This is a genomic window from Neisseria maigaei (assembly GCF_958267405.1).
In the GTDB taxonomy this organism is placed as follows: domain Bacteria; phylum Pseudomonadota; class Gammaproteobacteria; order Burkholderiales; family Neisseriaceae; genus Neisseria; species Neisseria bergeri.
On the sequence record NZ_CATQFT010000001.1, the window covers coordinates 64,684 to 86,090 of the forward strand.

The 21,407-nt window shown below is 52.9% G+C and carries 12 protein-coding genes; 5 read left to right on the forward strand and 7 right to left on the reverse strand.

What is annotated here, in order from left to right:
* Positions 1-32: 32 nt before the first annotated feature.
* Positions 33-1,058: an FAD:protein FMN transferase gene (locus tag Q3O06_RS00365; RefSeq protein WP_301816954.1), complete on the reverse strand. Its 1,026-nt coding sequence runs from the start codon at positions 1,056-1,058 to the stop codon at positions 33-35.
* An 8-nt stretch (positions 1,059-1,066) separates the two neighbouring features.
* Positions 1,067-1,861 (reverse strand): thymidylate synthase, encoded by a 795-nt coding sequence (locus Q3O06_RS00370; RefSeq protein WP_301817122.1) that lies wholly within the window; start codon positions 1,859-1,861, stop codon positions 1,067-1,069.
* A gap of 383 nt (positions 1,862-2,244) precedes the next feature.
* Here Q3O06_RS00370 and gdhA point away from each other — a divergent pair, with 383 nt between their 5' ends.
* Positions 2,245-3,579 (forward strand): NADP-specific glutamate dehydrogenase, encoded by a 1,335-nt coding sequence (gene gdhA / locus Q3O06_RS00375; RefSeq protein WP_301816956.1) that lies wholly within the window; start codon positions 2,245-2,247, stop codon positions 3,577-3,579.
* A gap of 136 nt (positions 3,580-3,715) precedes the next feature.
* Here gdhA and Q3O06_RS00380 read toward each other — a convergent pair whose 3' ends face one another.
* Positions 3,716-4,495 (reverse strand): FadR/GntR family transcriptional regulator, encoded by a 780-nt coding sequence (locus Q3O06_RS00380; RefSeq protein WP_301816957.1) that lies wholly within the window; start codon positions 4,493-4,495, stop codon positions 3,716-3,718.
* A 345-nt stretch (positions 4,496-4,840) separates the two neighbouring features.
* Between Q3O06_RS00380 and Q3O06_RS00385 the strand changes: the two genes are divergently transcribed.
* From Q3O06_RS00385 to Q3O06_RS00395, 3 genes are all read left to right on the forward strand, one after another.
* Entirely contained in the window at positions 4,841-6,484 is a 1,644-nt protein-coding gene (locus Q3O06_RS00385; RefSeq protein WP_301816959.1) for a lactate permease LctP family transporter, read from the forward strand.
* A gap of 179 nt (positions 6,485-6,663) precedes the next feature.
* Entirely contained in the window at positions 6,664-8,631 is a 1,968-nt protein-coding gene (locus Q3O06_RS00390) for a TonB-dependent copper receptor (protein WP_301816960.1), read from the forward strand.
* 461 nt (positions 8,632-9,092) lie between these two features.
* Entirely contained in the window at positions 9,093-11,201 is a 2,109-nt protein-coding gene (locus tag Q3O06_RS00395) for a TonB-dependent siderophore receptor (RefSeq protein WP_373323472.1), read from the forward strand.
* Positions 11,202-11,312: 111 nt separating this feature from the next.
* Here Q3O06_RS00395 and mtrE read toward each other — a convergent pair whose 3' ends face one another.
* From mtrE to mtrC, 3 genes are read right to left on the reverse strand one after another with little or no spacing between them, the layout of a single operon-like run.
* Positions 11,313-12,716: a multidrug efflux transporter outer membrane subunit MtrE gene (gene mtrE, locus Q3O06_RS00400; RefSeq protein ID WP_301817124.1), complete on the reverse strand. Its 1,404-nt coding sequence runs from the start codon at positions 12,714-12,716 to the stop codon at positions 11,313-11,315.
* 54 nt (positions 12,717-12,770) lie between these two features.
* Entirely contained in the window at positions 12,771-15,974 is a 3,204-nt protein-coding gene (gene mtrD, locus Q3O06_RS00405; RefSeq protein WP_301816962.1) for a multidrug efflux RND transporter permease subunit MtrD, read from the reverse strand.
* Positions 15,975-15,985: 11 nt separating this feature from the next.
* Positions 15,986-17,224 (reverse strand): multidrug efflux RND transporter periplasmic adaptor subunit MtrC, encoded by a 1,239-nt coding sequence (gene mtrC / locus Q3O06_RS00410; protein WP_301816963.1) that lies wholly within the window; start codon positions 17,222-17,224, stop codon positions 15,986-15,988.
* Positions 17,225-17,471: 247 nt separating this feature from the next.
* Here mtrC and mtrR point away from each other — a divergent pair, with 247 nt between their 5' ends.
* Positions 17,472-18,104: a multidrug efflux system transcriptional repressor MtrR gene (gene mtrR, locus Q3O06_RS00415; protein WP_301816965.1), complete on the forward strand. Its 633-nt coding sequence runs from the start codon at positions 17,472-17,474 to the stop codon at positions 18,102-18,104.
* A 70-nt stretch (positions 18,105-18,174) separates the two neighbouring features.
* On the opposite strand, the gene recC is transcribed toward mtrR, so the two are convergent.
* Positions 18,175-21,384 (reverse strand): exodeoxyribonuclease V subunit gamma, encoded by a 3,210-nt coding sequence (gene recC, locus Q3O06_RS00420; RefSeq protein WP_301816967.1) that lies wholly within the window; start codon positions 21,382-21,384, stop codon positions 18,175-18,177.
* Positions 21,385-21,407: the final 23 nt, after the last annotated feature.

The window sequence follows — 21,407 nt, forward strand, 5'->3', positions numbered from 1 at the left end:
AAAGCCTTTCAGACGGCATTTTTGCTTCAGGTTCAGCCTATTTCGTTCAAAGTATTGTCCGGCATCAGCAGCCAAACCTTAAGCCGCCTGCTTTCGGCAACCGACCGTATCAAAGGCAAATCCATAATGGAAAACGCCGTCGACAAGGCATCGGCAACCGCCGCATCATCCGCCATTACGCTCATGCTTTTATAACGCGGCGTACTCACGCCGGTTCGCGGATCGAACAAATGGGTAAACCTGCCCGCTTTGTCCATCACCGTCCCATAGCCGCCCGAAGTGGCAAACGCTTTGTCTTTCATCGTGATATTTGCCAACACGCCTTCTTCGTCATCCGGATTGCGGATGCCGACATTCCAAGTCCGCCTGCCATTTGTATCAAACCCCCTGATTTCGCCCATATCGACCAGCGCGGCAGGCACGCCGTTTGCTTTAAGCAGCGCAACAACCTTGTCCGTGATATAGCCTTGCGCGATGCCGTTCAAGGACAAACCCATACCCTTTTCGGCAAAACGGATTTCACGGTCGTCAAACGAGACTTTGCCGAAGCCGACCCGCTTCAAGGCTTCCTTCACGCTATTCTCCGGCGGCGGCGTTTCCGCATCGGGACGGGCGGAAAAATAATCGGCATACAGTTTCCACAACACCTGAACCGTCGGATCGAACGCACCTTCCGTCAGTGCGTGAATATCGCGGCACAGGCTCAACAGTTCCAAGAAATCCGCCGGAGGCGAAGCCAGATAACCGTCGCGGTTCAGACGGCTGATCAGACTGTCTTCACGGTAAAGGCTGAACATTTTTTCCAAACGCGCCACTTCCGCCAAAACCTTGTTGACCAAATCCGCCGCACGCCTGTCGTCCACACCGAACAGGCGCAGCTCCGCGCCGGAACCCAGCGCGACACCTTTCCAGAAAAACACATTTTCATCGCGTTTTTCATCCCTGTTGCGTTTTTCGCCGCCGGCGGCAAAAGGATTCGGCAAAAAAGAAACCGCCGCGCCCGCCGCCGCAACGGCGGCAACCGTCAAAAAACGCCTGCGCCCGAAATGCCTGCCCATACCGCCTCCTAAACCGACACTGCCGCCTTGATGTGCGGATGCGGATCGTAGCCTTCCAACTCGAAATCTTCAAATTTGAAGGCAAACAAATCTTTGACTTCAGGATTGATTTTCATCACAGGCAAGGCGCGCGGTTCGCGTTCCAACTGCAATGCGGCCTGCTCGAAATGGTTGCGGTACAAATGCGCGTCGCCAAACGTATGGACAAACTCGCCCGCCTCCAGCCCGCACACTTGCGCCATCATCATCGTCAACAGCGCGTAACTGGCAATATTAAAAGGTACACCGAGGAAAATATCCGCGCTGCGCTGGTAAAGCTGGCAGGACAGTTTGCCGTTGGCAACGTAAAACTGAAACAGCGCGTGGCAAGGCGGCAAGGCCATTTCGTCGACCAAAGCCGGATTCCATGCCGATACAATCAGACGGCGCGAGTCGGGATTTTTCTTGATTTGTTCCACCACATTGGCAATTTGGTCGATATGGCGGCCGTCAGGTGCGGGCCAGCTGCGCCATTGATAGCCGTAAACCGGGCCCAAATCGCCGTTTTCGTCCGCCCATTCGTCCCAAATGGAAACATTATTGTCCTTCAGGTATTTGATATTGGTATCGCCTTTGAGAAACCACAGCAGCTCGTGGATTATCGAGCGCAAATGCAGCTTTTTGGTCGTCAGCAGCGGAAAGCCCCTGCCCAAGTCAAAACGCATCTGATAACCGAATACGGAGCGCGTACCCGTACCGGTGCGGTCTGATTTGTCCGTACCGTTGTCGAGGACGTGGCGCATCAAGTCCAAATAGGCCTTCATCATCATCTTTCATCAAATTAAACGGAGCATATTATAACATTTCCGGATAATGCCCAAAACACAGGTTCAGGCAGGCAGGATTGTTGACAATCTCAATCCTTTTCCACAGTAAAATCAGGCGTGAAAACAAAATTACCTTGATTGGAATCAAAAAATCCAGTTTAATTACTTGAAATAAAATTCCAATAATATTTTTATTTTCAAAATTAATTTATGATTATTGATTAATTATTGGCAATAAACATCAAATATCAAAAATATGGAAAAAATAATGTCAACAATTTGTGCAAAATCAGACTTGGCATCAGAAAAAAATAGGTTTATATTGCTACCTACAAATTTGTTTTCCCATTAGTACAATATCAACCAAAAGGAGTATCCAAATGACTGACTTGAACACCTTGTTTGCCAACCTCAAACAACGCAACCCCAATCAAGAACCGTTCCATCAGGCGGTTGAAGAAGTCTTCATGAGCCTCGATCCGTTTTTGGCACAAAATCCGAAATACACCCAGCAAAGCCTACTGGAACGCATCGTCGAACCCGAACGCGTCGTGATGTTCCGCGTAACCTGGCAGGACGATAAAGGTCAGGTTCAAGTCAACCGCGGCTACCGCGTGCAAATGAGCTCCGCCATCGGCCCTTACAAAGGCGGTCTGCGCTTCCATCCGACCGTCGATTTGGGCGTGTTGAAATTCCTCGCTTTTGAACAAGTCTTCAAAAACGCGCTGACCACCCTGCCTATGGGCGGCGGCAAAGGCGGTTCGGATTTCGACCCCAAAGGCAAATCCGATGCCGAAGTGATGCGCTTCTGCCAAGCCTTTATGACCGAACTCTACCGCCACATCGGCGCGGACACCGATGTTCCGGCCGGCGACATCGGCGTAGGCGGGCGCGAAATCGGCTATCTGTTCGGACAATACAAAAAAATCCGCAACGAGTTTTCTTCCGTCCTGACCGGCAAAGGTTTGGAATGGGGCGGCAGCCTCATCCGCCCCGAAGCAACCGGCTACGGCTGCGTCTATTTCGCCCAAGCGATGCTGCAAACCCGCAACGATAGTTTTGAAGGCAAACGCGTACTGATTTCCGGCTCCGGCAACGTGGCGCAATACGCTGCCGAAAAAGCCATCCAACTGGGCGCGAAAGTGCTGACCGTTTCCGACTCCAACGGCTTCGTCCTCTTCCCCGACAGCGGTATGACCGAAGCACAACTCGCCGCCTTGATCGAATTGAAAGAAGTCCGCCGCGAACGGGTTGCCACCTACGCCAAAGAGCAAGGTTTGCAATACTTTGAAAACCAAAAACCGTGGGGCGTTGCCGCCGAAATCGCCCTGCCCTGCGCGACCCAGAACGAATTGGACGAAGAAGCCGCCAAAACCCTGTTGGCAAACGGTTGCTATGTGGTTGCCGAAGGCGCGAATATGCCTTCGACTTTGGGCGCAGTCGAACAATTTATCAAAGCGGGCATCCTCTACGCCCCGGGAAAAGCCTCCAATGCCGGCGGCGTGGCAACTTCGGGCTTGGAAATGAGCCAAAACGCCATCCGCCTGTCTTGGACTCGTGAAGAAGTCGACCAACGCCTGTTCGGCATTATGCAAAGCATCCACGAATCCTGCCTGAAATACGGCAAAGTCGGCGACACAGTAAACTACGTCAATGGTGCGAACATTGCCGGTTTCGTCAAAGTTGCCGATGCGATGTTGGCGCAAGGCTTCTAAGCAAACGCCGCCGACCCGCAAACAAAATGCCGTCTGAACCGCAAATACTGTTCAGACGGCATTTCCTTATCCGCCCGTTCGAATCGGGTGATACTACCGATACATCCGAATATGCCAGACCGTCTCTAAACGGCATTCACACCGCCCAATCCTGCACGCGCTTCAAATCGTTTTGCGCCAAAGTATCCGCATGGCGGTTACGGCTTTGATACTCCCTGTCTTTCATGATGCTGCTTGCCACATAATTCAAATGAACCTTTGCCGCTTCTGAAGCTTCGCCCGGCCGACGGTTTGATATTGCCTCATACAATACACGGTGCTGCGCCATCAGTTTCGGACGCGGATCCTCTTCCTGATTCAAATAGATGATACTGCTGCGCGTCTGCCGGTACAGCATTTTCAACAAACCGCCTGACAAATGGCTGAACAGCAGGTTGTGCGCCGCATCGGCAATCGTCTGATGGAAGCTGACATCGGCTTCGCTCTGATGTTCCAAATTGCCGCTTTCGCACGCTTCCTCAAACTTTTCAAGCCAAAACCGAATCCGCTTCAAATCGGCATCCGTCCGGCGTTCTGCCGCCAATGCCGCCATACAGCCCTCGATGTGGCAGCTGAAATCAAAAACATCCTGTTCCCAATTGGAATGTTTGCCCAAAAGCTCCTGCCAACTTTGCAAAAAATCCTGCTGCGGCTTGACCGAAACATAATAACCGTCGCCCTGCCTCGCTTCCAAAACCTGACGGGCAACCAAAACATTCAATGCCGACCTGACCGACGGGCGCGAAACGCCAAACTCTTCCGCCAAAACGCGTTCGGGCGGAATCTTGCCCCCTTCCGCGTAAACCCCTTCCACGATGCGGCCTTCCAATACCGACAATACCTGATCACTGATTTTCTGAGGCCTTATCAATTTCATAATCGCATTCTCCTTCTATCGGTTTTCTGCCAAACTTTCTCCGAAATATAAATAAAATTGGACTGACCAACAAACATAAATTCTAATAATACAACACTCCCACCGTCAACCGCATTACAGGCCCAACATGGCAACCCCCTTCAGAACTACATTCAATTACATTTTTAAATAAAATACTATCTTGATTATTAAGGAATAAAATTAATATTCTTTTAAAAATCATCATTTGTATTGAAAAATATATTGACTGGTATATTAAAGTTTCGTAAAGTAGCGTCGTATTATCTTAATTGGTTTGACCAATTTTATTATTAATCATAAAAATATTTTCGGAGATGCTCAATTATGGAAACTTGGGTTCAAAACTACACGGCAATCGGCGGCAGCCTGTATCTGACTGCCGCCGCCGCACTCTTACCCATCGTCTTTTTCTTTGCCGCGCTGACCGTCCTGAAGCTGAAAGGCTATCAGGCGGGGCTTTATACGCTGCTGATTGCGCTTGCCGTTGCCGTATTCGGCTTCGGGATGCCGGCAGGTATGGCGGTTTCTTCCGCGCTGTATGGCTTCGCTTACGGTTTGTGGCCGATTGCATGGATTATCATTACCGCCGTATTCCTGTATAAAATTACCGTAAAAACAGGGCAGTTCGACATTATCCGCGCTTCCGTGGTTTCGATTACCGAAGACCAACGCCTGCAAATGCTGCTGGTCGGCTTCTCCTTCGGCGCATTCCTCGAAGGCGCGGCAGGCTTCGGCGCGCCGGTGGCGATTACCGCCGCTTTGCTGGTGGGCTTGGGCTTCAATCCGCTCTACGCCGCCGGTTTGTGTTTGATTGCCAACACCGCGCCCGTGGCTTTCGGCGCGATGGGTATTCCAATCTTGGTTGCCGGTCAAGTGTCCAATCTCGATCCTTACCACATCGGTCAGGTCGCCGGCCGCCAACTGCCGATCCTGTCGGTTATCGTACCCTTCTGGTTGGTCGCTATGATGGACGGTATGCGCGGCATACGCCAAACTTGGCCTGCCGTATTGGTGGCGGGCGTATCTTTCGCCGTTACCCAATTCATTACCGCCAACTTCATCGGCCCGGAATTGCCCGACGTTACTTCCGCTCTGGTCAGCCTGATTTGCCTGTCCGCCTTCCTGAAAAAATGGCAGCCTAAAGAAATCTTTACATTCAACGGCATGAAAAAACCGTCCGAACGCAAAGCGGGCGAATACACTGCCGGACAAATCATCAAAGCTTGGTCGCCCTTTGCCATTCTGACCGTTTTCGTCAGCGTGTGGACGATTAAGGGCGTAAAAGAGGCTTTGGGCGTTGCCACCATCAAATTCGACTGGCCGATGCTGCACAACTTGGTACAAAAAGCCGCGCCTATCGTCAGCGAACCTACCCCATACGCCGCCGTATTCAAAATTGACTTCCTCGGCGCAGTCGGTACGGCAATCCTGTTTGCTTCCATCGTTTCCGCAATCCTGCTGAAAATGAAGCCTTCCGAAGCCGTCGGCACTTTCTTTGAAACGCTCAAAGAATTGCGCCTGTCCATCCTGTCTATCGGTTTGGTACTCGGCTTCGCATTCGTGGCAAACTATTCAGGACTGTCATCTACATTGGCACTCGTCCTTGCCGCTACCGGTGCCGTGTTCCCGTTCTTCTCGCCGTTCCTCGGCTGGTTGGGCGTATTCCTGACCGGTTCGGACACTTCCGCAAACGCCTTATTCGGTTCTTTGCAGGCAAGCACGGCGCATCAAATCGGTGTTACCCCCGAGCTGACCGTTGCCGCCAATACGACCGGCGGTGTAACCGGCAAAATGATTTCGCCGCAATCCATCGCCATCGCCTGTGCGGCAGTAGGCTTAGAGGGCAAGGAATCCAACCTGTTCCGCTTTACCGTGAAACACAGCCTGATTTTCTGTACCTTTGTCGGTCTTCTCACCCTCCTACAGGCATATGTTTTGCCGTGGACGCTGATTTTCTTTAATAAATAACCCGTCTCTCAAAATGCCGTCTGAAGCCTTTTCCGCTTCAGACGGCATTTTTTTATCGGGCCGGTACATTCATTATTGATGTATGTTAAACAAAGTACATTTTTTGATACATCGTTCAGTTTAGTTTTATATACTACTTTAGAACTAACACAACAACCCTCCATTTAAGTAGATTAAATATGAAAACTACCCACTTCTTACTCCTCCCCCTTGCAGCCGCGCTAAGCCAAGCATGGGCAGCCCCCGTTGCAGAAGAAACCGCCGAACTCTCGCCCGTTACCGTTACCGGAACACAGCAGCAGAAAGCCAACACCGTCAAATTCAACCCCAAAGCCACCCTCCAGCCCCTACCGGCAGGCGACGGCGCGGATTTGCTGCAATCCGTCCCCAATATGAGCATCATCCGCAAAGGCGGCAGCTCGGGCGATCCATTGTTCCGAGGTTTGGGCGGCTCGCGCCTTGCCATCAACGCAGACGACCAGTTCGTTTACGGCGGCTGTTCCAACCGCATGGACCCGCCAACTTCTTATATCCACCCCAGCACCTTTGACGAAGTTGTCGTAACCAAAGGTCCGCAAACCGTTACCCAAGGCATGGGTTTGATCAGCGGTTCGGTACATTTCGTCCGTAAAGATCCGACCTTCCACGAACAACCCTACTCCTTCAACGGCAGCACCACATTAGGCAACAGCGGCAGACGCGATGCCTTCTTTGAAGCAGGTGCGGGCGGCAAATACGGTTATGCCCGCCTCAATGTCTCACACAACGAATCCGACGACTATAAAGACGGAGCAGGCAACCGCGTACATTCCAACTTCAAACGCGACAGCCAAATGGTTCAGTTGGGCGTTACCCCGACCGAAAACACCACCATCGCCGGTACATACGAACGCAGCCGCGGTAAGGCCGCCTACGCCGACCGCATGATGGACGGCAGCAAATTCGACCGCGACGCGTGGAATGTCCGCATCAGCCAGCGCAATATCACACCCTGGTTGAGCGAAATCGAGGCACGCTACGGATCCAGCGAAATCGACCACGTTATGGACACCTACAGCCTGCGCCCCGTCGGTATGATGGGCAAACGTGCCATGAATCCCAAACGCCGCACCGATACCGGCAATCTGAAAGCCACTTTCGATTGGGACAACGTCAACCTTCAAACCGGCATCGACTATATGCGCGACCGCCATACCGAACGGTCAGGCGATGAAAAATTCACCGAAAAAGCATATGCTCCGACACAAAGTTTTAACCAACTGGGCGGTTTTGCCGAACTTGCATGGCAACGTACCGACAAGCAAAAACTAATTGCCGGTTTGCGGCACGATAAAGTTACTGCCGTTTACGAAACTTATCCGAACAGCGACCCCAACAGAACCATCAAATATCCTTTGACTTCCGGCTTCTTCCGTTTCGAGCAAACTGCGGGAAATACCAAATATTATGCAGGTTTGGGCGTTGCCCAGCGTTCGCCTGACTACTGGGAGCGCAATCGGGATGAAGACCTGAAAAAAGAAACCAACCGCCAAATCGATGCAGGCATGATTTGGAACAAGGGCAACCTCCACCTTGCCGCCTCACTCTTTGCCGGTAAAATCCGCGACTATATCCTGATTGAACAGCACATGATGCACCACGGCGGACATGTCATGACCATGGCGCGCAACATCGATGCCACCCGTTTCGGCGGCGAACTTGAAGCCAAATGGCAGTTTGCACCAAGCTGGAGCATCAGCAGCAACCTTGCCTACACGCGCGGTAAAAACATGACCGACAATCTGCCGCTTGCACAAACACCTCCGCTTGAATGGAACAACACCCTTGCCTTCGACAACGGCAAATTCAGCGCGGGCGCATTGTGGAAAGTCGTTGCCAAACAAAACCGCTACGCCAAAGGACAGGGCAACATCATCGGTCAGGACATCGGCGCATCCGCAGGCTTCGGCGTGCTTTCCGTCAATGCAGGTTGGAAATTCAACAAATACGCCACCCTGCAAGCTGGTGTGGACAATGTGTTCAACAAAACCTATGCCGAATTTGTCAGCAGAAGCGGAGGATTTGTCGATCCTGCCGCCGGCATCAAAACCACCCGCGTCAACGAACCCGGCCGCACCGCTTGGTTAAGGCTGCAAGCCAAGTTCTAAACGCTTGCATTTTAAAATGCCGTCTGAAACAGAGTCCGTTTCAGACGGCATTTTTTGTAAGGTGCGACAATCCGACAGCACGCCAGCATTTCCTTTTTCCCCTCCTATAATGGGTTATAGTGGATTAACAAAAACCAGTACGGCGTTGCCTCGCCTTAGCTCAAAGAGAACGATTCTCTAAGGTGCTGAAGCACCAAGTGAATCGGTTCCGTACTATTTGTACTGTCTGCGGCTTCGTCGCCTTGTCCTGATTTTTGTTAATCCACTATAATATAAATACTTATAACTAGATAACTATATATATTTTGACAACAGTCAAACTAATCCTAAATAATATTTACACTAACTAGTATAATTACAACATTTTGCTAAAATCCCGCCGCCAAACCACTATAAAAGGAAAAATCATGCATACCCCCCCCCGCCCTTCACGCACTGCGCTTGCCGTATCATCCGCACTCATGCTGTTATGCGCCGCGCACGCCTCCGCCGCAGACCTTGCCGCCCTTCCGGAAATACACGTCAAAGAACTGGGAAAACAAACGGCTTCCAACTACACCATCCCAGCTTCCTCCGCCGCGACAGGCATCAGACTGACCCAGCGTGAAACACCGCAATCCCTGTCTGTCGTAACGGCAAAACAAATCGACGACCAAGGCTTGGATACCTTGCAGGACGTATTGAAACAAACACCGGGCGTGTTCCACAGCAAAATGGGCAACAACGTATCCGGCCACAGCCAGTTTATTTCGCGCAGTCAGGCGATTGACAGCATTTCCGTAGATGGCGCGCCCAAATTCCTTTACGAGGGTAAAGCCATCCGCCGCAGTACCAACAATCTGGACAGCACGTTGTACGACCAAGTCGTCGTCGTGCGCGGCGCAAGCGGTTTGTCCAACGGCGGTATGGGCGAGCCGGGCGGTACGGTTGCTTTGGAACGTAAAAAACCGACTGCCAAGCCAGCCATCAGCGTAGAAGCCGGAGTTGGTTCGTGGAACCACTACCGCTTTGTCCTTGATGCCAATCAGCCTTTGAATGCAGACAATACCTTGCGCGGCCGCACTATTTTGGTCAGCGACCACGGCGGCGATTACTTGCCGAATACATCGCGCCACAATCATACGTTCTACGGCATTCTCTCCTACGACATTGCCCCTCAGACTCAGTGGAATATCGGTACGGAAATCCACCGTTTCCGCAATAAAGGTAGCTCGCGTTTCAGCTATCTGACGGCAGCAGGCAATAAGAAAGACGGATTCATACCGTTTGAGGCTTCGCCGCGCAGCAATTCCTCGGCAAAATGGGCTTACGGCAAAGACACCAGTGCTGAAGTATTCACTTCCCTCAGCCATGAATTTGACAACGGCTGGAAACTGACAGGCAATTACAGCTATCTGGCAGGTAAAAGCGACATCGTTTCAGGCATTGCCGGTACATACGAAATCGATACCGACTACTCCGCGCTTTTCACTTCAGACCGCGACCGCAGCAAATACCGCGACCAGAATTTTTCCCTGATTTTGGACGGCGACTATCCGGCATTGGGCCGCTCGCATGAATTTAATGCAGGCATCAGCTATCAGGACAACAAAGAAAACCTGTCTTTTTATGAAGAAGGCGAGTCGAAAATTCCTGATTTGCGCCTCTTTAACGGCAACATTGCCAAACCCGATATGCCGTATTCGCGCGATGGTTTTACCGATATGAAAAACCTGTCGGTTTACGGCTCGACCCGTTTCAAACTGACCGATAAACTCGCCTTTATCGGTGGCAGCCGTTTTGTGAATTGGCGATACCGTTACAGCACTGAGCGCAACAAATTCGCTTACAGCAGCCACAAACAAAACGTTTTCATTCCTTATTTGGGTGTAACTTATGATCTAGACGACAACCTGACTGCCTACACCTCCTATACCACCATATTCCGCCCGCAAGTGCGCTATTTGGATCAAAACGGCAAACCGCTCGAACCGCAACGCGGCAAAACATATGAACTCGGCTTAAAAGCCTCGTGGTTTGAAGGCCGTTTGAACGCTTCCGCATCCGCCTTTATGAACAAACGCGACCATTTGGGCGTGGTTGCAGGCAAATTCGCGAATGGTAAGGACAAATACTACCGTGCAGCCGACAACACTACAACAAAAGGCGTGGAACTCTCTATCGGCGGCCGCCTGAGCGACAAATGGCTGCTGAATGCGTCTTATGCACGTTCCAAAATCAAAAACAGCGAAGGCAAGCAACTGCATCCGTCTTATCCGGTTCATTTGTTCAAACTCTTTACCGCGTATGACCTAACCGACCGTTTGAACCTGGGCGCAAACGTCAACTGGCAAAGCCGCAGCCACACGCTGGACGAATATCCCGCAGATATCAACCCGGCTGCCGCCGCTGCATTGACCCAACGCCCATACGCTACGCTGGATTTGACCGCGCATTACAAAATCGGCAAATCCACCCGCATCGGTTTGGACTTTGAAAACGTGTTCAACAAACGCTACCGCACGATGCCGGATATTCACGTTTACGGCACGCCGCGTAGCCTGACCGCAACCGTCAAACATACCTTCTAAACGGATACGGCCTGCCGTCTTAAAAGGCAGGCAGGTACCGGAAACCGTTTTAAAGAAAGAAATGCCGTCTGAAACCTTATCGTTTCAGACGGCATTTGGTTGCCCGGGCGGTTATTTACCGGTTGGGGTATCCCGTTTCAATCCGCCGCCGAGCGCCTTGTACAAATCGGCAAGGTTTTCGGCGCGGGTCAGTTGTGCCGACAAAGCCGCACCCTCCGCCGAATAGCTGCTGCGTTCCGCATCGAGCAAGTCGAGCGCGCCGGATACGCCGTGTTTGTAACGCAGGCCGACCAAGCGCAACGCTTCTTTAGAGGCGCGGCTTTGTTTGCTTAAAGCGTCATAGGCTTTATCCAGCTGCTCGCGCGCCGCCAATGCGTTTGCCACATCTTGAAAGGCGGATTGGACGGCGGATTCATAGGCAACGATTTGTGCCTGTTGGCGCAGTTTCGCCACATCGAGGTTCGCCTTGTTCGTACCCCAGGTAAAAATCGGCAGGGTAATGGAAGGCGCGAACGACCAAACGCCTGTGCCGCTTTTGAACAGCCCGCCCAATTCGGCAGAACCCGTACCGACGCTTCCGGTCAGGCGGATGGATGGGAAAAAGGCGGCGCGTGCCGCACCGATATTGGCGTTTGCCTGTTTAAGCGCGTGTTCGGCGGCACGGATGTCGGGACGGTCGAGCAATACTTCGGAACTCAAACCGGCCGGCAGTTTTTCAACAAAAAACTGCTTGTCCAACGGCAAACCGGCGGGCAAGTCATTGGGTATCGGTTGGTTAATCAAGGTTGCCAAGGCATTGCGCGCCTGCTCGCGGCTGCGCGCGGCATGGGCATAATCGGCTTTGGCAGATTCAATCAAGGCTTCCTGCTGACGTAGGGCGACGGCGGAAATCACGCCTGCCTTGTACCGCATTTCGGACAGCTTGTAGGTTGCTTCGCGCGTTTTCAAAACACGCTGCGCCAAAGACATCGCTTCTTCGGCATAACGTTCGTTGAAATAGGCTTTGGCAACGGTGGCAATCAGGCTCAAATGTGCCGCATCGCGGTTGGCGACACTGGCAAAATAGCCTTGCAGTGCTGCTTCGCTGCTGCTGCGTACACGCCCGAACAGGTCGAGTTCGTAAGATGCCGCACCCAGTCCGACATTGTAGCTGCTGCTGACATTGCCGCCGCTCAAACTGCCTTGGCGCGAGCCGTTCGCATTGGCAGCAAGCGTGGGCAGGAGGTTGTTGCGCTCGATCATGTATTGTTTACGGTAGATTTCGCTGTTCAATACGGCGGTACGCAAACTGGTATTGCGCTCGAGTGCGATGTCGATCAGCTTTTGCAGGCGCGGGTCGGCAAAATAGTCGTGCCAACCCAAATCGACCGCACGGATGCCGCTGTCGGCAGTATCGTTTTTAAACGTTTCCGCAACTTCGACTTTAGGCTGCTCGTATTGGGGAATCATGGTACAGGCAGACAATGCGAAGGCTGCTGCAACAGAAGTCAAGGTAGTTTTCAATGTAGTATCCATAAAAAAGTCCTGATGCCGTCTGAAAACCCGTGGGCGTTCAGACGGCATGGTTGCTTAATGTTGGCTGTCGTCCGAACCGGTGATGCCCGCCTCGGCGGCGTGTTTCACCGCCATTTCGTGCTCGTGCGCGGTTTCTTTGAAGAATTTGCGTACCACCACATAGAAAAGCGGAACAAGGAACACGGACAAGAGCGTACCGACCAGCATCCCCCAGAACACGGTCGTGCCGATGGCGCGCTGGCTGGCAGAACTTGCACCGCCGGCAATATACAGGGGAACCACGCCCAAAATAAAGGCGAACGAGGTCATGATAATCGGACGGAAACGCAGGCGGGCGGCTTCCAAAGCGGCTTCAACCGCGCTTTTCCCTTGCGCTTGAAGGTCTTTGGCAAACTCGATAATCAGAATCGCGTTTTTCGCACTCAAGCCCATCACGGTAACGAAACCGACTTGGAAGTAGATGTCGTTGGCGAACGAGGGAACGCTGCCCAACAGTCCTTCAAACAGGTTGCGCCCGGTTACACCTGCCGCCGCCCCTGCCAAGCCTAAAGGCATCACCAGTAGGACCGCCAGCGGAATAGACCAGCTTTCATAAAGTGCGGCAAGCACGAGGAAAACGGCGGCGGCGGCAAGCGCGTAAAGGGCAACGGTTTGCGAACTGCCTTTTGCCTCTTCGCGCGACTGTCCGCCCCATTCGAGGCTGTAACCGCCGCCCATTTCGTCAACCATTTTTTGAACTGCCTCCATGGCCTGACCGGTAGAAACACCTGTTGCGGGCGAAGCGGACAGATCCATCGAGGGATAACCGTTGAAGCGTACGCTCTGTTCCGTACCCATCTGCCACGAAACGGTGGCAATCGAAGAAAGCGGAACGGCAATGCCCGAGCTGTTCGGCACAGTCAGATTCAAGATGTCGGCAGGCTGCATGCGTGCCGAAGCATCCGCCTGAACCATCACGCGCTGCAAACGGCCTTGGTTCGGAAAATCGTTGACGTAAGACGAACCCAGCGCATTTGCCAGTGCGGTACGGATGCTGGCAAAAGAAATACCTTGTGCCGCCGCTGCGGCACGGTTGATGTCGATTTTCAACTGCGGCGCGTCTTCCAAACCGCCTGCACGGACGGTGCTGGGGTTAAACAAACCGCTGGTACGCATTTTCTGAATCAACTCGTTGCGTTTGGCCAGCAATGCGGTATGGCCGGTGTTGTTGCGGTCTTGCAGGTTGATGGTCAGGCCCGAACCGTTGCCCAACTCCATAATCGGAGGCGGGACGATGGCGATGCCGAAACCGTCTTTCAGCGTCCCCATCATCATACCCGTCAGCTTGCCGGCAATCGCAACGGCATCGCTGCCCGGGGCGGTACGTTCGTTCCAATCCTTAAGCATCGCAAAACCCATCGCCATATTCTGACCGCTGCCCGAAAAGCTGAAGCCGGAAACGGTGATGATGTTTTCTATTTCAGGAATGCTTTTCGCCAATTGGGTAACTTGCGCCAAAGTCGCATCGGTGCGCTCTTTGGTCGCACCCGCAGGCAGTTGCACGCTGACCATAACGAAGCCTTGGTCTTCGGTCGGCAAGAACGAAGTCGGCAGGCGCATAAACAGGAATACGCCGACAACCGCCAAGCCGATGTAAACCACCATCATGCGCAAAGTCTTACGCAGCACTTTGGCAACCCAGCCTTCGTAGCCGTGTGTCCAGTTGTCGAATTTTTTGTTAAACCAACCGAAGAAACCTTTTTTCTCTTCGTGATGCCCTTTCGGGATGGCCTTCAACATTGTGGCACACAAAGCAGGTGTGAGTGTCAGCGCAAGGAAGGCGGAGAAGGCTATCGATGCCGCCATAGTCAGTGCAAACTGTTTATAGATATTGCCCGTCGCCCCGCTGAACATAGCCAGAGGAACGAATACCGACATCAAAACAGCAGTAATACCGACCACCGCGCCGGAAATCTGACCCATTGCTTTTTTGGTTGCAGCCTTAGGCGGCAGGCCTTCACCCGCCATAATGCGCTCGACGTTTTCAACCACCACAATCGCGTCATCGACCACGATACCGATGACCAAAACCATCGCAAACATGGTCAGTACGTTAATCGACATGCCCATATAAGAGATGAAGGCGAAACCGCCCAACAGGGAAATCGGTACGACGATGGTCGGAATCAGCGTATAACGGATGTTTTGCAGGAAGAGGTACATTACGACAAACACCAGCACCATTGCTTCGATTAAAGTGTGAATCACTTTTTCAATCGAAATTTCAACGAATTTGGAAGTATCGTAAGGGGTTTTCCAGCTCATACCCTGAGGAAAGTATTTTTCCAACGTCGCCATGCGTTCTTTAACCGCCTTTGCCGTCGCCATCGCATTGCCGCTGTTGGACAGCATCACCGCCATACCGGTGGTATTTACACCGTTCAGACGGGTTGAGGAAGAATAGTCTTCCATACCCAATCCGACTTTCGCCACATCCTTCAGGTAAACATTAGAACCATCAGTATTGGCGCGGAGGATGACGTTGCCGAATTCTTCGGCCGTACTCAACTGCCCTTGCGCCGTTACGGTAGCCGTAACAGTCTGCCCCTGAACAGCAGGAAGCGAACCGATGGAACCTGCGGAAATTTGGATATTCTGTGCCGACAGCGCACTGCCGATATCGGCAAACGACAAATTGTAGTTTTGCAGTTTCTTAGGATCGACCCAAATGCGCATAGCACGTTGCGCACCAAACAGGCGTACCTGCCCCACGCCTTCGATACGTTGCAGTTCTGGCACAATATTGCGCTGCGCGTAGTCGTTCATCTCTTCGGTTGACTGCACATCCGACGACAGCATCACAATCATCAGGAAATTGGAACGCGCCTTGGATACGGTTACGCCGTATTGCTGGACGGTTGCCGGCAGCGTGCTCAATACTTCGGAAAGCTTGTTCTGCACCTCCACCTGCGCCAAATCTTCATTGGTTTCAGGCGTAAAGGTCAGGCTCACGCTGCCGCTACCGCTCGAATCGGCGGAAGTGGACATATAATCCAAACCTTCCACGCCGTTCATATTCCGCTCGATAACGGAAAGTACGCTGTCTTCCATCACTTGTGCGGATGCACCCGGATAAGTAGCCCTCAGGGTAATATTCGGTGCGGCAACAGACGGATATTGCGAAACAGGCAGGCTTTTAATGCCGAAAATACCCGCCGCAATAATGAAAATCGAAATAACCCACGCAAAAATGGGGCGGTCGATAAAGAATTTAGCCATCGATGCCTTCCTTATTCCGCTTCAGAAGCAGTTTTGGCTTCAGATGCCGTCTGAACGGCGGATTGAGGCGCGGCGGCTTGGTTTTCAGACGGCATCCATTCTTTAGGCGTTACTTTTTTCGCACCCGTCATACCGGCGATACTGATTCCTTCCACAACCACCTTGTCCCCGTCCTTCAGACCTGACGTAACAATCCAATTCGCACCCTGCTGTTGTGCAACCGTTACCTCTCGGGGTTCCATACCACCTTGGGCATTCACAATCATCACAGTATCTTTCACACCGCGCGTTACCGCCTGCTGCGGCACAACAAATGCATTATCCACCGCCACTTGATCCATCAGCACGCGCACATACAGGCCGGGCATCAGGATATTCTGATCGTTCGGCACGGCGGCACGCAGGGTAATCTGACCGGTCGATTCGTTGACGGTCGGATCGGCAAACAGCAGGCGGCCTTTTTCAGGATAAACCGTACCGTCGTCAAATTTGATGCCGACCGCTATCGCACCGTCTGCCGCCAGCAGCTTGCCCTCTGCAACCTGTTGGCGCAGCTTCATCACTTCGGATGCAGACTGGGTAACGTTCACATACATCGGATTGGTTTGACGGATGGTCGCCAGTACGGTCGCATCGCCAGCGTTCAGCAACGTACCTTCGGAAACTTTGGACTGACCGATAAAGCCCGAAATCGGCGCGGTGATGCGCGAACGGTTCAGATTGATGCCGGCGGATTTGATTGCCGCCTGTGCCGCTTTAACGCCTGCCTCGGCAGAACGTTTCGCCGTTACCGCAGCATCGTACTCTTGTTTACTGATGGCATCGGCGGCAACCAGCGGTTTGTAACGCGTCAAGTCGGCATTGGCTTTAGCGAGGGTCGCCTGCGCGCTGGCTAATTGGGCGCGCGCGCTTTCCAGACCTGCTTCATAAGTGGAACTGTCGATCTGATACAGCGGCTGTCCGGCACGGACATAACTGCCTTCTTGGAACAGGCGTTTTTGGATGATGCCGCCAACTTGGGCGCGGACATCGGCAGTACGCAGCGATTCCAAACGCCCCGGCAACTCGACGGTCAACGCAACGGTTTGCGGATGGACGGTTACGACACCGACGACGGGTGCAGGGGCTTCCCGACCCGCAGGCTGCCCGCCCTGCGCCGCGTCTCCGCCTTTACCGCAAGACGACAGTGCCAATGCAACGGCGGCAGCCAACGCGGCCGCACACATCGCCTTAGAAGCATAAAAAGCCATTGTTTATCCTATCTGTATGATTTTATTAAAGGATTTTAGATTTAACAGAAATTCCCGTTTCAAAATACAAAACCGCCTGCTTCGGCATCCCTGTATTCAAACGGGTTGCAAAGCAGGTGGGTTCGGCACTTCGGCACTGGGAAACTGTCTCAATTTCAGGGGCGTTATTATACATACACGATTGCACGGATACAAAGTCTTTTTTATAATCCCAACCGTCAAACCGCGCCGGAACGAAAACGCCATTATGAGAAAAACCAAAACCGAAGCCTTAAAAACCAAAGAACACCTGATGCTTGCCGCCTTGGAAACCTTTTACCGAAAAGGGATTGCGCGCACCTCGCTCAACGAAATCTCCCAAGCCGCCGGTGTAACGCGCGGCGCGCTCTATTGGCATTTCAAAAATAAGGAAGACTTGTTCGACGCATTGTTCCAACGTATCTGCGACGACATCGAAAACTGCATCGCGCAAGATGCCGCAAATGCCGAAGGAGGTTCTTGGACGGTATTCCGCCACACGCTGCTGCACTTTTTCGAGCGGCTGCAAAGCAACGACATCCACTACAAATTCCACAACATCCTGTTTTTAAAATGCGAACACACGGAGCAAAACGCCGCCGTTATCGCCATTGCCCGCAAGCATCAGGCAATCTGGCGCGAGAAAATTACCGCCGTTTTGACCGAAGCGGTGGAAAATCAGGATTTGGCAGACGATTTGGACAAAGAAACGGCGGTCATCTTCATCAAATCAACCTTGGACGGGCTGATTTGGCGTTGGCTCTCTTCCGGAGAAAATTTCGATTTGGGTAAAACTGCCCCGCGCATCATCGGGATAATGATGGACAACTTGGAAAACCATCCCTGCCTGCGCCGGAAATAATCAGGCCTTGGTAAAAATGCCGTCTGAAAACCTTTTGCTGTTTTCAGACGGCATTTGCCGTACCATCCCGTCAGGCTTCTCCGTCCTCTTCCTTTTTTTCCGCTGCGGCAAGCGTATCGGCGAGCAGGCGGACGAGGTTTTCAAACAGGGGCTGTTCGAGCGGGTTTTGGCTTGCGTTGCCGAAAACGAGGGCGACTTCGGTATAGTCTTTCTGCCCTTTGCTGACTTTGTTGCCGTGGTAGGCGGTTTGGGCTTTTTTCAGGGCGGCTTCCCAATCTTGTTTTTGAGCAAATGCTTCGGCGGCGGCAAGCGAGGTTTTGGCAAAAAACGGCAAGGGGCGGTTTTGCCCGATATTGAAAAACGCCATCCATTCCGACAACAGCCGCAATGCCCTGCCTTGCGCGATTTCCGCCAATATTTCGGTTTCTCCGGATTGGACGATAAAGGTTTGCCGCGTTTCGGCTTCAGACGGCATGACGGCGCAAAATATCAGGTGTTCCAACAAAAAAGCCACACGTTGCGGCGCGTTGGGTTTGCCGTAGGCGTAAAACACTTGTCCGCATTGGTATAAATTGCCCAAGCTGCCTTTCAGGATTTGCCCGTCCGACGGTATGGCGTATGGGAACGGGGGCAGTTTTGGGCTGTTTAAAACCGCCGTGTCGATTTGTTTGGCGGCGGTTTGGAAGTCCTGCTGCCAAAGTCTGCCCAACTCTCCCGACGGCAGGAGGCTTTCCGCAACGATGCGGGCGGCGGTTTGGGCAAAATCCCGTCCTTCGCGCCGTGCTTCGATGTAGGTTTCGGCGATTTGCTCCGCGTGTTGCGGCTCGAAGGGTTCGGCAGGCTCCCAGGCTTCGCCGATATGGGGTTCGCTCCACGCAAGCTGCTGCTGAAGCCATACTTTGACGGGGTTGCGCCAGAATCGGATAAATTCGTCCTGTCCGATTTCGGCAACGGGTTCGCGGCTGTCGATGGGTGTGTCGAAAAAGGGTTGTGGCGGTTCGGGCGTTTGTCCGAGCGCGGCGGCGTAGTCGGTACGCGTGCCGAATATGCCGTCTGAACGTCCGCCTTCTTGGAAATATCGGCGCGAGAAGGCTTGCAGCGGATGCTGTTCTATCCAATTTTGTGCAAGTTGGCGGCTGTTTGTGCCGGTCATGGCGGCAACGGTATCGATAAGTTCGCCCAACAGGGAAGACGGGGCAAGCTCTTCGTCTTTGCGGATGTCGCGCCCGATGTAGGACAAATACAGGATTTCGCGCGCGCTGATGAGGGCTTCGAGGAAGAGGTAGCGGTCGTCGTCGCGGCGGGCGCGGTCGCCTTTGGCGGGATGTTTGGCAATCAGGTCGAATACGGCGGCTTTGGTATTACGGGGAAAATCTCCGTCGTTCAAACCCAACAGGCAGATGACTTTAAAGGGCAGGCTGCGCATCGGTACCATACTGCAAAAAGTGATGCCGCTGCGTAAAAAGCCCGCCTCGCTTTCACTGTCGAGGAAACGGCGGATATGGCGGATGACGGTTTGTTGCGGCAACTGTCCGGAAAATTGCGCCAATTCGGTTTCCGCCTGCCATTTGACCCATTCGTTTTCAAGATTTTGGACTGCCTTTTGGTCATCGGCTTCGGCTTGGAACAATGTTTTAAGCAAACCTCGGCAACGTCCTACCCATTCATCAACCGTCGCAGGTTGCCGCCATATCCGTACAATATCCGTCAGGGACTCGATAAAGGCGGCAAAACGTCCGAACAGGGCGGTTTGGTTCACGTCGGCATACCACGCGCTGACCCCCTGCCACATCGGGTTGCCGCCTTCAGGCAGCATCCAGCCCAATACCATACGGTCTGCCGCCTGCTTCCAGGTAAACAGTTGATCCGTGCCGCCGCGCATTGCGCCGTCCAATCCCCAATGGACATTCAAATCGGCAACCATATCGTGCAAAAGCGGCAAATCGTCCTCAGTCAGTCCGAAACGGCGCAACACGGGCGCGGTTTCCAAAAGCGCGAGCACTTTGCCGACTTCAAAACGGCTTTCCAGCAAGTCGGACACGCATTCCAACGCGTAAAAAAACGGTTGTCGGCGGCTGATTTTCACGTCCGAAACGGAATACGGCAATGCCTGCGCGCCGGGCTGCGCCTGTCCAAACACGGCTTCGATAAAAGGCGTATAGGATTCGATGTTCGGGGTTAATACGGCGATATCATGCGGCTGCCAATCGGGATGTTCATGCAGAATTTTCAACAGTTTGTCTTTGAGTATCTGCAATTCGCGCAAAGGGCTGTGTGCCGATACGATGCGTATCGAGCCGTCATCCGTACCGACGCTTCCCACATTTTCAGACGGCATTTTCAGGTTTTGAATATCGGTTTGCAGGGCGTGCAAAAGCGTATCGTGCCCGCCTTCTTCAAATACCGGCGTTTCGCCTTCTATTTCCATTTCGTTCAAAAAGTCGAAAAAGTCCCGCCCCTGCTTGCCCAATGAGGCGAGCAACGGATGCCCTGCCTGAGTTAAATCGGGATCGCCGCCGCCTTTGAGGATTTGCACCGCTTCGATGACGTTGCCCCAATACATCCCGCTCGGATTGAGTGCAAACACAAACACGTCGCAATGTTCGGACAGCTTGTGCAAAAGCTGCAAATACATCGGCGCCATCGTGGAAATGCCGAACACGAAATAGCGTTCGGGCAGCTTGTCGCTGCTCAAAGAAGCCAACAGCTTTTCCCACAACGCAACCCGGTGCGGCGCGCTCTGCCTGCCGTCGTCGAGGTAACGCCACAGTTTGGACTGCCAGATTTCGTCGTCGCCTAAACCGAGTATCCTGCCCTGCTGCCACGCGTCAATCCACTGCGGGCGATAGACGAGGTATTGGTCGAATATGTCCGCCAGTTGTCCCGCAAGCTGGTAATCCGCCGATTCGCCGCTGCCCAAATAGTTTTGCAGCACATGCCTTACGTCTTCAAATTCCGCTCCGTTTTGAAACGCTGCGCTGCGGAACAAATCCAGCAGCCGCCAGCGCATCACTTCGGGTGCAAACGGGCTGAGTTCCGGAATGCCGGGAATCAGTTTTTTCATCAGCTTCCACGTCAGACCGGCGGGCAGGCTGAACGACAAATTCGCCGCCACGCCCAAATCACGGGCGAGGCAGGTGTCGAGGTAGCGGCGCATCCCCTGACTCTGCACAACAATCTGTTCGGGCTGCAAGGCAGATTTCAGCGGTTTGACTTTTTGAATGCGGGCAAACAGTGCAGCGAGCGTTTCGAGGCGGTTGGATTGATACAGATAAAACATGATTTCAAACAGAAGCTGTGGTT